General features: G+C 53.7%; 13 protein-coding genes and 1 tRNA gene. 9 read left to right on the top strand and 5 right to left on the bottom strand.

The window, feature by feature from the left end; all coding sequences use genetic code 11:
• Positions 1-54 precede the first annotated feature (54 nt).
• The 4 genes from AC14IB_RS07375 (at position 55) to ychF (ending at position 3,534) form a co-directional block, all read left to right on the top strand.
• Positions 55-1,005, top strand: a complete 951-nt coding sequence (locus AC14IB_RS07375; RefSeq protein ID WP_068860938.1) for a ribose-phosphate diphosphokinase — start codon at positions 55-57, stop codon at positions 1,003-1,005.
• Positions 1,006-1,127: 122 nt separating this feature from the next.
• On the top strand, positions 1,128-1,724 hold the full coding sequence (locus AC14IB_RS07370; protein WP_068860936.1) for a 50S ribosomal protein L25/general stress protein Ctc: 597 nt from the start codon (positions 1,128-1,130) through the stop codon (positions 1,722-1,724).
• Between the two features lie 90 nt (positions 1,725-1,814).
• Positions 1,815-2,405 carry an aminoacyl-tRNA hydrolase gene (pth, locus tag AC14IB_RS07365; protein WP_484231276.1) on the top strand — a complete coding sequence of 197 codons (591 nt, stop codon included), beginning with the start codon at positions 1,815-1,817 and terminating at the stop codon, positions 2,403-2,405.
• Positions 2,406-2,442: 37 nt separating this feature from the next.
• Positions 2,443-3,534: a redox-regulated ATPase YchF gene (gene ychF / locus AC14IB_RS07360; protein ID WP_068860932.1), complete on the top strand. Its 1,092-nt coding sequence runs from the start codon at positions 2,443-2,445 to the stop codon at positions 3,532-3,534.
• Here ychF and AC14IB_RS07355 read toward each other — a convergent pair.
• The 3 genes from AC14IB_RS07355 to AC14IB_RS07345 are packed head-to-tail and all read right to left on the bottom strand — an operon-like array spanning position 3,524 to position 6,632.
• Complete coding sequence (locus AC14IB_RS07355; RefSeq protein WP_484231275.1) at positions 3,524-3,979, bottom strand: response regulator; 456 nt, start codon at positions 3,977-3,979, stop codon at positions 3,524-3,526. The genes ychF and AC14IB_RS07355 overlap by 11 nt on opposite strands.
• On the bottom strand, positions 3,976-5,832 hold the full coding sequence (locus AC14IB_RS07350; protein ID WP_484231274.1) for an ATP-binding protein: 1,857 nt from the start codon (positions 5,830-5,832) through the stop codon (positions 3,976-3,978). The genes AC14IB_RS07355 and AC14IB_RS07350 overlap by 4 nt, the downstream gene beginning before the upstream one ends.
• Before the next feature lie 47 nt (positions 5,833-5,879).
• A complete protein-coding gene (locus tag AC14IB_RS07345) occupies positions 5,880-6,632 on the bottom strand; it encodes a helix-turn-helix transcriptional regulator (protein WP_484231273.1) in 753 nt (250 codons plus the stop codon).
• A gap of 129 nt (positions 6,633-6,761) precedes the next feature.
• Between AC14IB_RS07345 and AC14IB_RS07340 the strand changes: the two genes are divergently transcribed.
• The 4 genes from AC14IB_RS07340 (at position 6,762) to AC14IB_RS07325 (ending at position 8,627) form a co-directional block, all read left to right on the top strand.
• Positions 6,762-7,367, top strand: coding sequence for a hypothetical protein (locus AC14IB_RS07340; RefSeq protein ID WP_484231272.1), 606 nt, complete (start codon positions 6,762-6,764; stop codon positions 7,365-7,367).
• Between the two features lie 17 nt (positions 7,368-7,384).
• Complete coding sequence (locus tag AC14IB_RS07335; RefSeq protein WP_484231271.1) at positions 7,385-7,858, top strand: hypothetical protein; 474 nt, start codon at positions 7,385-7,387, stop codon at positions 7,856-7,858.
• A gap of 103 nt (positions 7,859-7,961) precedes the next feature.
• Positions 7,962-8,038 (top strand) — tRNA-Met (locus tag AC14IB_RS07330).
• An 85-nt stretch (positions 8,039-8,123) separates the two neighbouring features.
• The gene (locus tag AC14IB_RS07325) at positions 8,124-8,627 is read left to right on the top strand and encodes a thermonuclease family protein (RefSeq protein WP_484231270.1); all 504 of its coding nucleotides are present in this window, start codon (positions 8,124-8,126) and stop codon (positions 8,625-8,627) included.
• Here AC14IB_RS07325 and AC14IB_RS07320 read toward each other — a convergent pair whose 3' ends face one another.
• Positions 8,628-9,614, bottom strand: a complete 987-nt coding sequence (locus AC14IB_RS07320) for a putative solute-binding protein (protein WP_484231269.1) — start codon at positions 9,612-9,614, stop codon at positions 8,628-8,630.
• A 127-nt stretch (positions 9,615-9,741) separates the two neighbouring features.
• Here AC14IB_RS07320 and AC14IB_RS07315 point away from each other — a divergent pair, with 127 nt between their 5' ends.
• Positions 9,742-10,710 (top strand): glutathione S-transferase family protein, encoded by a 969-nt coding sequence (locus AC14IB_RS07315; protein WP_484231268.1) that lies wholly within the window; start codon positions 9,742-9,744, stop codon positions 10,708-10,710.
• A gap of 122 nt (positions 10,711-10,832) precedes the next feature.
• Here the strand turns inward: AC14IB_RS07315 and AC14IB_RS07310 are convergent, their stop codons facing one another.
• Entirely contained in the window at positions 10,833-11,234 is a 402-nt protein-coding gene (locus AC14IB_RS07310) for a hypothetical protein (protein ID WP_068860915.1), read from the bottom strand.
• Positions 11,235-11,392 lie beyond the last annotated feature (158 nt).

Genomic DNA, 11,392 nt, shown 5'->3' with positions numbered 1-11,392 from the left:
GTTCGAATCCAGCCGCCCCTGCCATTTTCTGTCCGGCCGAGACGATTCGTCATCATGCCCAATCTTGTCGTGTTTACTGGTAATGCCAATCCTGAGCTGGCCCGCAAAGTCGCCAGTCATTTGCATGTTCCGCTCGGTGCTGCTCACGTAGGCACCTTCTCGGATGGCGAAATTGCCGTTGAAATCAACGACAATGTACGTGGCAAGGATGTCTTCATTCTGCAATCCACTTGCGCGCCAACCAACGACAACCTCATGGAACTGATCGTGATGGCCGATGCCCTGCGTCGCGCCAGTGCAGGTCGCATCACGGCAGTCATTCCGTATTTCGGCTACGCCCGCCAAGATCGCCGCGTGCGTTCGGCGCGCGTACCGATTACGGCAAAAGTTGTGGCCGACATGCTCACCACGGTGGGCGTTGACCGCGTACTTACGGTGGACCTGCACGCCGACCAAATTCAGGGCTTTTTCGACATTCCAGTAGATAACGTCTACGGCTCGCCGGTACTGCTCGCCGACATCGAGCGTCAGGAATATCAAAACCTCGTTGTGGTTTCGCCAGACGTCGGCGGTGTGGTTCGCGCCCGCGCCGTGGCCAAACAGTTGGATGATGCCGATCTCGCCATCATCGACAAGCGTCGCCCGAAAGCGAACGAATCGCAGGTCATGCACATCATCGGCGAAGTCCGTGGTCGTGACTGCATCATCGTGGATGACATGGTGGACACCGCCGGCACCCTGTGTAAGGCCGCTGGCGCATTGAAAGAGCATGGTGCCCGCCGCGTTGTGGCCTATTGCACTCACGCCGTGCTGTCTGGCCCTGCCATCGAAAATATTCGTAACTCCACGCTCGATGAACTGGTGGTGACCGACACCATCCCGCTCTCGGACGAGGCCAAGGCTTGCGGTAAAATCCGCCAGCTGTCGATGTCGGCACTGCTCGCAGAAACCCTGCGCCGCATCAACAATGAAGAATCCATCAGCGCGATGTTCGATTTATTCTGAACGCTGCGCTGAACACATTTGTCAGCCCCTCAGAAGGCTGGCGAAAACCGGAGCACCGCGCCGCGGTGACCGGATGATTGCCCTGAGCTGGTCGCAAGCCCAGGGCCCAACGGAGAAACACGATGTCCGCTGCAAACTTTACGCTTAATGCGCAAACCCGTACGAACGAAGGGAAAGGTGCGAGCCGCCGCCTTCGTCGTCTGGAACAGAAAGTGCCTGCCGTTATTTACGGTGGCAGCGCTGCTGCTCAGTCCATCACGCTGGAACTGCGTGAACTCGTCAAGGCCTTGGAAAACGAAGCGTTTTACTCGCACGTTTTGACCATCACTGTTGATGGCCAGCCACAAGCTGCTGTCTTGAAGGCACTGCAACGTCACCCAGTGAAGAACCTGCCAATGCACGCAGACTTCCTGCGCGTTGACGCAGCTCACAAGCTGACCATGAAGATTCCTCTGCACTTCCTCAACCAAGATACTTGTGTTGGTGTGAAGCTGGAAGGCGGGGAAATCACTCACTTCACTTCTGAAGTTGAAGTGGCCTGCTTGCCAAGCAACCTGCCAGAGTTCATTGCCGTTGATATGGCTGCTGTTCATGTTGGCACCACCCTCCACCTGTCCGACCTGGTCCTGCCAGCCGGCGTGGAAATTCCGGTACTCGCGCTGGGTCACGATCACGACCAGCCCGTTGCCAACGTGCACGCCAGCAAAGTCGACGCCTAAGCGCCGACCGCTGGTTAAACGCAAAAGCGGGGCTCAGGCCCCGTTTTTCGTTCCAGCCAAATCGTATGACTGCCTGATAGAGTTGCGAGCATGACTGCCATTCGCCTTATCGTTGGCCTTGCCAACCCCGGAGCGCAATATGCTGACACACGGCATAACGCCGGTGCTTGGTTTGTGACCCGGTTAGCCGAACAGCTAGGTGCTCGCCTCACGGCAGACAGTAAGTCTTTTGGGCTGATCGCCCGCGTGTCGCATCAGGGCGAAGATGTGCGCTTGCTCATCCCCACAACATTTATGAATCGCTCGGGCCAGGCCGTTGCAGCCGTCGCCGGATTCTACAAAATTGCCCCGACTGAAATTCTCATCGCTCACGATGAACTCGATCTTAGCCCGGGCCAAATTCGCCTCAAAACCGGCGGCGGTCATGGTGGCCACAATGGCCTGCGCGACAGCATCAGCGCGCTCGGCAACCAGAACGGTTTTCACCGCCTGCGCGTCGGCATCGGCCACCCCGGCGAGAGCGCGCTGGTATCGGGCTTTGTGTTGAGCAAAGCCCCCCGAAGTGAACAAGAGTTAATGGACAAGGCGCTAGATGAAGCCCTGCGTCATCGCGAGGCCATCATGGCCGGCGAGCTGGCCCGCGTCATGAACACCCTTAACGGCTTCAAAGCCACGACCTGATGTATTAATGACGCTACGGCGTCGGGATGGAATTACCATGGGATTTAACTGCGGCATCGTCGGACTACCCAATGTCGGCAAGTCCACCCTGTTCAACGCCCTCACGAAGGCGGGCATTGCGGCAGAAAACTTTCCGTTCTGCACCATTGAGCCGAACACGGGCGTGGTGCCGATGCCGGACCTCCGTCTCGACGCCCTTGCCGCCATCGTCAAGCCTGAGCGCGTCATCCCGACCAGCATGGAGTTCGTCGATATCGCCGGCCTCGTCGCTGGCGCATCGCAAGGTGAAGGCCTGGGCAATAAATTCCTCGCCAACATCCGTGAAACCGATGCTATTGCCCATGTCGTGCGCTGCTTCAACGATGACAACGTGATTCACGTTGCGGGTCGCGTCAGCCCGCTCGATGACATCGCCATCATTAATACCGAATTGGCACTGGCCGACCTCGATGCGGTTGATAAGGCCCTGCTGCGCGTCACCAAGCTGGCCAAAGGAGGCGACAAAGAGTCGCTGGCCATTAAGGCGGTGCTCGACAAGATTAAGCCTGCACTTGATGAAGGCCTGCCCGCCCGTAGCGTGGACCTGGATGCCGATGAAAAGTTTGCCATCAAGTCCTACGGCCTGCTCACGCTAAAGCCGACCATGTACATCGCTAACGTCGATGAAAACGGCTTCGACAACAATCCGCTGCTCGATCAGGTCCGTGAACTCGCGGCCAGTGAAAAGGCCATTGTGGTGCCGATCTGTAACAAGCTCGAAGCGGAAATTGCCGAGCTTGATGAGGAAGACAAAATCGCCTTCCTCGGTGACCTAGGCATGGACGAGCCCGGCCTGAACCGCGTGATTCGTGCGGGTTATGGCTTGCTCAATTTGCACACCTACTTTACTGCTGGCGTAAAGGAAGTTCGCGCCTGGACCATCCCTGTTAATTGCACCGCGCCAAAGGCGGCGGCGGTCATTCACACCGACTTCGAGAAAGGCTTTATTCGTGCGGAGTGCATCGGCTACGACGACTTCATCCAATACAAGGGTGAAGCTGGCGCAAAAGAAGCGGGCAAGTGGCGACTAGAAGGTAAGGACTACATCGTCAAAGATGGCGATGTACTGCACTTTAGATTTAACGTCTAACAGGCAGCTCTAGCGCGTCTGGAATTAATCGTTTTAAGCGCTTATACAAGTGCCGAGTTTCGAGTAAGTTCCAGACGCGCAGCATCGCCTCAACGGCATCGAAGGGCTTGGTGAGAAAGTCTTTTGCGCCTAACGCAAGCGCACGATGCTTTGCCTGGCTGGTCGCATCGGCCGTCAACACCAAGACTGGTCGAAACTCGTCGGCTTGACGCTGTCGCTCAATGCGCTCCAACACGGCATAACCACTCAGCCCCGGCATCATTAAATCGAGCACGATTAAGTCCGGATCAAACGAATTGTAAATATCTAGCACCTGCTCTGACTCCGTCGTACTCACGACATTGCTAAAGCCCTCTCGCGCCAAGAGCTCCTCAAGCAGCCTGAGGTTTGCCGGCTGGTCATCGACCAATAAAATTCTGGATGCAAAAAAATCATCGCTACTCATGCGCGAGCCTCATCTAATAAGTTTAGAAACCGCTTAACGTCAATTGGCTTGGTGAGGTAGTCATGGGCACCGAGTGCCCGTAGGCGAGCTTGGGTACTAGGCACTGCATCCGCACTAATGACGATGACCTTACAGGACTCACCGATCGACTCTTGCTTCAGCCGATTCAGCACTTCTTCGCCCCCAAGGCCTGGTAGGTGCAGATCGAGCAAGATCATTTCAGGGTGGTTTTGACGTGCAATACTCAACCCAGCTTCGCCATCCGTTGCGATAAGTAAATCCCACTCGGGTCGCTTGGCCAGTAACGCCTGCATGAGTGCCACGTTCGATGGGTTATCTTCAATCACTAGCACTCGACGCCGCACCTGCGAAGAATCTAATGGCGTCTCGGCAAGTGGAACGTCAACCGCATCTAACTCAACCCTGCCATACGCACGCTGTAGCTGCAGAGAAAACGTACTTCCTTGCCCGACACTACTTTGCACATCAATATCGCCCTTCATGCACAACATCAGCTGGCGTGACACCGCCAACCCCAGGCCAGTACCTTCAATACCCGTTTGCTCGGCCTCCAAGCGCTCAAAAGGAGAAAACAGCCTAGGTAAGTCCTCGGGACGAATGCCCTGACCTGTGTCTCTCACCATGACTCTGACTTGCTCACCATCGACGACGGCACCGATATAAACTTTACCGCCCAAACGATTGTATTTGATCGCATTAGAGACCAAGTTAATCAGTACTTGGCGCAAACGCTGGCGATCCGCCAGCACCATGATGCCAACGGGAATCGCGACAAACTCGAGCCCAACTTTCTGCTGACTCGCCAACGGCTTAAGTAGGTCCAACACCTCATCCAATAACTCCCGTAGGGCTTGTGGCTCCAGACTTAAGCGCATGTCTCCAGACTCTATTCGCGCAATGTCTAGCACCTCATCAATCAAACTCAGCAAATGTCGTCCAGCAACCAAAATTTGTGACACGGCCGCAGACTGCTGCGTATTTTGGAGATCGCTTTCGAGAATCTGCGCAAAACCCAAGATGACATTGAGGGGGGTACGCAACTCGTGACTGGTTCGAGATAAAAAGCGTGTTTTGGCTAAGCTTGCAGAGCTTGCTTCGTTGGCTCTAGCCGCGAGCAAGACGCTGGCATTTTGCAGCCGCTCAGCCAGCAGACCTAGCTCATCTTTTGCAGCGGGCAACATATCCAGTGGCTCGCCTCGCGACAGGCGTTCCGCATTGGTAGCCAAGCGCTGAACTCGCGTCACAACGCCGCTAAAAAGCAACATAAAAGCGGCCACCCCACTCAGCAATACCAAGACACTGATAATCGCGTCTACCCATAGACTCCGCGTAAAGGCTGCGCTCGCTGCCATCGAGTAAGCACTGACAACCTCTGTCTCTCGCGCATACATGGCCTGAATTTCTCGCCTCAAATCATCCAAAATTTTCTTGCTCTCAATCAGATGCGCACGCAACTCAGCAGGGGGCATTGAGCTGCCTGTGGTGCGCAACTTTTCAAGACTGGCCTGCTTATGCTGCCATAACGATTTAACTCTATTGAGATGCACATCTACTTGCTTATCCCGAACCTTGACGGTCAGATGCTCCAGCGCCTGAGGCAGTGCTTTTTGTGTTTTGCGGTACGGTTCGAGGAAATCCTCACGATTCGTTAATAAAAAACCTCGGACACCCGTAGCCGCCTCTGCAATTAATAAATGCAAGGTTTGGATATCTGTTTGAATGGATAAGGCATGCCTTAAATCCGCATCGGCATTGTTAATTTCTTGTTGCATGCGGTAGCTGAATACCAACGCAAACAGCAATAGCGCCATGGGCACTGCGACTGCCGCCAAACTTTTTAATCCTATAGGCCAATCTCGCCAATGTAATGCGCGCGTCGTCATAATTTGTAACCCCACTCCACTGCTTTTACTGCCGCCTGCGTGCGATCGCCTAGCCCGAGCTTATGCAAAATTCGCTCAACATGAATCTTCGCTGTTCCCGTCGCAATGCCTAATTGCTGTGCAATTTCCGCATTACTTAAGCCACGCGGCAGTAACACCAGTACTTGCTGCTCACGTGGCGTTAACTGGGCCATGGCCGTTGCCGCCGCACGTCGTGAACTCTTAGGTTTGCTGGGGTTTGGCCGCTGTATAGCGCCGGCGACTAAGACCCCAAGGGCCTGCATCGTCGCGATATCGTCGCTCGTCGGCAGGATGTTACTGCCATCAGAAATAATGGCCAGCAGGCCTTGAGAAGCATTCGTTAAACGCAACGGCAGTAACAACTCCAGGGCTACTTTTGCCGCCGCGCCTAATCGTAAGCGGCTTTCAATATGCTCGCGCAAGAGGGGTTGATGAGGCGTCTGCATCACGTTTGCGAGCACGCCGCCCAACAAAACTCTTGCGCCCACTGGCAAGACATTGCCCTGAGCAGCCACCACGCTGAAGCCACCCTGCTCTAAACTTAAAATAACGCCACTGTCGGCAGCCAGGTGGCGAATGGCCAAGCCCAGGACCTCTGCCAGTGCGATCTTTACATCCGGCGCATTAGCTAGGGCAAAGGCACTGGACTCGAGAAGTCTTAGCCGGCTGGCCTCACTTTCCTTGCCACGTAGTTCGTTACGTAGCGCTCTAACAGAGCCATCTTGCATAGGTAATGCTCAATCAATATATGCCATATAGCAGACATTAATATATGCCAATGGGCAGACTAAAAACCAGTGTGCAACATGAACAATCATCTTAGTCCACTCCTGGACGGATGACTCTGGAGATATCCCATGTTGAAGCAAATTAGCTCTCGTAAAATTGCACTTGGACTGGCCTTAACAAGTAGCCTTGCTTTGACTAGCCCCGCACTGGCCGATTCAACAAACACCCGTCATAGCGGTAATTCAGCTCCCGTTGTCAGCGGCAATATTACCGAAGCCGACGTTTTATCTGCCCAAATCGCTTGGGGCAATGCCTTAGTCAAAATTGCTAGCGACTATGAGTCGGGTGGCATTGCTAAAGCAAAGGCAACCGCTGGCGCCGTTATTGATGCCGCTTATGGTTACCAATACGGTCCGGTGCTGTTTAAACCTACGCTAACCACTGCACCTCAGACCTTTCGCACAACCCGCGAAGGCGCACTTGCCTACTTTGTTGGCGACAACAAACGCTACCCCCAAGACAGCGGCTTTGCACTGAAGGGATGGCGTTCGGCTGAGATTCGTAATGTCGCCATTCAACTCCATGGCAATACGGCACTGTCCATGGGTAATGTCTTGCTCACAGACAAGACCGGCAAAGTCACGACCGTTGATAAAACCTGGGGTTATGTGCGCGATGACAAAGGGGCGTTACGAATCGTACTTCATCACTCATCTCTTCCCGTAAAACCTTAAGTCAGGAGCGTTGAATCATGCATCGTATGGCAAGAGGATATTTGGGTGTAGTGGCAAGCCTTTGGCTTGGAATTTCAGCTGCACACGCAAGCAATAGTACGGAGCCCATTCTGAAGCTTCCCGCTAGCTCCATGCAGCCTGCGAAGTCGAAAAGCTTTGTAGTTAACGAGGCGCTAGGGCGTGCTTGGGTGGAGGTCGATTTTTATCACGCGTTAAGCGAAACATCAGACCACTATCGTGTAGCAATTCCCGGTCTGCGCTACGACAAAGCTCAATCGCAAGTGATCTTTGTGAGCGATGACAATCGCGTTGTTTGCGCCACGGTTGTGACTTCAGGCTGGGGGATTTTCAAGCAAAAGCAGGTGCAACCGACCGGTAATTGTGAGCTAAGTCACCGCTACGTAAAAAAGGCGGTAGACAATGGTTTCACGGTGGAGCAAATCGAGCAGTTTGAAGTGCACTTTAAACCGCAGAAATCGGATGCGACTTAATACGAGACTAGGTCGTATTGGACGATAAGCTTGTTTTAGACCGGCAGAATAGCGTGAAAACCTTGACAGGCCTCGACTCGAAAACTAAGATTCGCGGCCTCTTGGCTACGTAGCTCAGTCGGTTAGAGCACAGCACTCATAATGCTGGGGTCGCAGGTTCAAGTCCAGCCGTAGCCACCATCTTTGCACTCCCACCCATGGGTTGGCGTTTGCGACAAAAAGGTCAGCCCCCATGCTGGCCTTTTTTGTTTTTGAGCCTAGCGTTATGAAGCCACTCTTAGCGTTATTCCTAGTTCTGCTCTGTAACCTTTCACCCCCGGCCTACGCCACATCGGTGCTCAATGGCCGAGTCATCCATATTGCGGATGGCGACACGCTGACCCTGATCGATGCTGATTATCAGCGCATCAAAGTCAGGCTGGCTGAAATTGATAGCCCGGAAAAAGCCCAGCCCTATGGCCATCGCGCCAAACAGCTTTTGGTGTCGCTGGCATTGAAAAAGACGGTAGAAGTCACCGTGATCGATATTGATCAATATGGCCGCATCGTGGGCCAAGTTCGAGCAGATGGGGTTGATATCAATGCGGAAATGGTTCGCCAAGGGGCGGCTTGGGTTTATCGTCGCCACTTAAAACGGCCCGCGCTACTACTCGACGAGCAGGCAGCCCGAAAGCAAGCGCTGGGACTTTGGGCACTACCAGAGCAGGAGCGCATGCCACCTTGGCAGTGGCGGCACACACAGCGTCAATCTAAGGCTCGTGCCGAGTAGTTACTCAATGCTATCCGCGCATTCAGCGGCAGCTGGCTCAATTTTGCAGCGGATCTTCTTTAAGAGGCTCATCATTTTCGGATGGTAAAAGCCATCCTTGGTGAGCTGAATCCGCGCTTCTCGCATCATCAGTGTGTATTTTTCTTTATCTCCTTCGCTCAAGTCCAGCCAGTATTTAGCGGGGATTCCGTCTTCCGCTTGCTTAATCGTGGCATCTGCGCGATCCAATTGCGTGAGCACAAAGCTACGCGACTTCTGACCAAAGCCCGCGGGGAATCTCTCACTGCGCACAATCATATGGCCCGTGAGCTGAATTAACGGAAATCGGTAAATCGCGCCCGTGGTGCCCAGCCCTTTGTACATTTCAAACGGTTTATAGGCGATGCCGGGGGCCGCCACTATATCGACCTGACCATTATTAAATTTGGTGGTGAAGTTGGTGATGTCTGAAGAGACAGGTTGTGCCCCTAGCTGTTGCACGAGCTTTGCTTGCGACTTATCAAAATCCAGTACCGCAATTTTTTTTCCTGCCGCTTTCTCGATGGAATTAATGCTGCGATCTCGCACAAAAACATAGGCCGCCCCTAGCGGAAAAACGCCGACAACTTCATAAGCACCACTCTTCATATTGGCTTCACTTTGCGGGCTCGCCAACACCTGAAGCACGGTGCGCAAATGCCGGTATGAAGGCACGGAACCAATGGAATCAATACTACCGACATAACTGTTGTACTGGCGGCCACGCAGCCCCGTGATTGCCACGCCATCACACTGCCCCGCCTTGAAATCCTCGGATGCCACGCGTTCGTCGGTGTAGGCCTTTAAAACGATGCTGACACCCCATGCCTTAGCAGCCAGCGCATAATCTTTAGCAAACGCGAAGCCCGGGCCTTGAGCGCCCGTCGGGTCATAAACACAAAAGGTTTGAGCCTGGGCCTGTGCTGCCAAGGTGACACCGAGGAGAATGGCTGCTGCGTTAATTTTCATCCCAGATTCCTTCTCGTTTATTTTTATTTTTTGGCGAAATGCAGCTAAAACTTGAACAGCAGACTATTCCATACCGTAAACAAACCCAATAGGCTCGACTCACAAGTCATCCAGAGAGATTTCAACTATGTACCGTTTATTTGGCATGGAAGTTTCACCCTATTCCGTCAAGGTCCGCGCCCTGCTCCGCTTCAAGCAATTGCCCTTCGAGTGGGTGCTCCGGTCGCAAGCTAACGAAGCTGAGTTTCGTGAACATGCCAAGGTTCCACTGATTCCCTTATTGCTTACCCCTGGCGGCGCCATGCAAGACTCCACGCCCATGCTCGACTACCTCGAAGCAGCGCACCCCAGCCCCAGTATTCGCCTAGCGGACCCGGTGTTGAACTTTTTGTCCAACGCCCTTGAAGAAGCCGCAGACGAATGGCTGGTCAAGCCCATGTTTCATTATCGCTGGAACTATGAAGCAGACCGAATTGATGCGGGGATGCGCATTGCCACCGCTAGCGTGCCGCCCGGCGTCGATCCGAGCAAGTTTGCCACCTTAATTAGCAATCATTTGATGACGCGAAGCGCGCCTTTGGGTTGTACCGTGGCCAACAAGCCCCTGCTCGAACGCTATTTACAGGAAAGTGCCACGCGACTTAATGCCCATCTGGCATCGCGCTCGTTTATTTTTGGCGAACAACTCAGTGCTGCCGATCTGGGATTGGGCAGTTTGTACTATGAACTTTATAGCGACCCCACGCCGCGCTCACGATTACAGCCTTTCACCCACTTAGCCGCGTGGGTGGAGCGCTGCATGAATCCTGCAGGACTAAGCCAAGGAATCTGTGAGGGCTGGGAGAGCCTAGAAAGCACGTTGCTACCAGTGCTTGAACATGAACTTGCCGCCACTTACTTACCGTGGGCCAGGGCCAATGCTGCTGCATTGAGTCAAGGAGCGGACACGCCCTTCTCAGTCAATTTACATGGCCATGACTTTGCACAACCCGCGCAAAAGTATCCGGCCAAATCATGGCACAACCTGCAAGCGGGATATCACGCGTTAAGCGACGCAGATCAAGCCTGGGTAGCCCAACGAGTCGGCGCGCTTTAAGTCAGTTTTTTTCAAAAAAAAGGGCGGCTAGCGCCGCCCCAAGAGGGTACTGCATGCATCTGCGTTCAGCGAACGCGGGGTTGATCGCCCGTGAGGGCGATCGGTGCAACTAAGCTCCAGGCTTAGGCAGCGCGCTGTTCGCCCTTAGCGACCAGCTCAGCAAATAACTTCTGTACGTCAGCCAGCAGCTTTTCAACTTCAGCTTTAGCGTCTACAGCCAGAACCTTGCCCTTCAGTTCTACAGCCAGAGCCTTCAGCTCTTCTGCTTTAGCGTTCAGGTCGAGAGCCTTGAGGCCTTCTACTTCAGCTTTAACATCTACAGCTTGCAGCTTGGTCTTGAGTTCGAGAGCCTTGGCTTTCAGTTCTTCGCCCTTGGCGTTGAAGTCAATGGCTTGCAGCTTTTCGCCTTCAGCCTTCAGTACTTCAACCAGACCGAGACCGGCCATGGCGGCCTGACGGCCAGCAGCCTTTACACGAACAACGATATCTTGGTTGTCAGCAACGAGGTTCTTGAGTTCACCCATTTTTCATCTCCTTAACGAGGTTGGAAAATCTTGAATGCACTCAGCGACGGCGTCGTTGATGTCTGCATCCTTGGAGCGCATCTTAGGGAGGCAGATCAAAAGTCGAGCTAGAAATTGTCGGACAATAAAACAAGGTGATTAAACTATTTGTGACTCAT

The sequence above is a fragment of the Perlucidibaca sp. genome, assembly GCF_057084925.1.
The sequence above is the reverse complement of the archived record's forward strand: the minus strand, read 5'-3'. Positions and strand labels throughout refer to the sequence as shown.

What these genes read in the sequence shown, in the direction of transcription:
- AC14IB_RS07375 (WP_068860938.1), top strand. Translation starts at nt 55, where the DNA reads ATGCCCAATCTTGTCGTGTTTACTGGTAATGCCAATCCTGAGCTGGCC.
- AC14IB_RS07370 (WP_068860936.1), top strand. Translation starts at nt 1,128, where the DNA reads ATGTCCGCTGCAAACTTTACGCTTAATGCGCAAACCCGTACGAACGAA.
- pth (WP_484231276.1), top strand. Translation starts at nt 1,815, where the DNA reads ATGACTGCCATTCGCCTTATCGTTGGCCTTGCCAACCCCGGAGCGCAA.
- ychF (WP_068860932.1), top strand. Translation starts at nt 2,443, where the DNA reads ATGGGATTTAACTGCGGCATCGTCGGACTACCCAATGTCGGCAAGTCC.
- AC14IB_RS07355 (WP_484231275.1), bottom strand. Translation starts at nt 3,979, where the DNA reads ATGAGTAGCGATGATTTTTTTGCATCCAGAATTTTATTGGTCGATGAC.
- AC14IB_RS07345 (WP_484231273.1), bottom strand. Translation starts at nt 6,632, where the DNA reads ATGCAAGATGGCTCTGTTAGAGCGCTACGTAACGAACTACGTGGCAAG.
- AC14IB_RS07340 (WP_484231272.1), top strand. Translation starts at nt 6,762, where the DNA reads ATGTTGAAGCAAATTAGCTCTCGTAAAATTGCACTTGGACTGGCCTTA.
- AC14IB_RS07335 (WP_484231271.1), top strand. Translation starts at nt 7,385, where the DNA reads ATGCATCGTATGGCAAGAGGATATTTGGGTGTAGTGGCAAGCCTTTGG.
- AC14IB_RS07325 (WP_484231270.1), top strand. Translation starts at nt 8,124, where the DNA reads ATGAAGCCACTCTTAGCGTTATTCCTAGTTCTGCTCTGTAACCTTTCA.
- AC14IB_RS07320 (WP_484231269.1), bottom strand. Translation starts at nt 9,614, where the DNA reads ATGAAAATTAACGCAGCAGCCATTCTCCTCGGTGTCACCTTGGCAGCA.
- AC14IB_RS07315 (WP_484231268.1), top strand. Translation starts at nt 9,742, where the DNA reads ATGTACCGTTTATTTGGCATGGAAGTTTCACCCTATTCCGTCAAGGTC.
- AC14IB_RS07310 (WP_068860915.1), bottom strand. Translation starts at nt 11,234, where the DNA reads ATGGGTGAACTCAAGAACCTCGTTGCTGACAACCAAGATATCGTTGTT.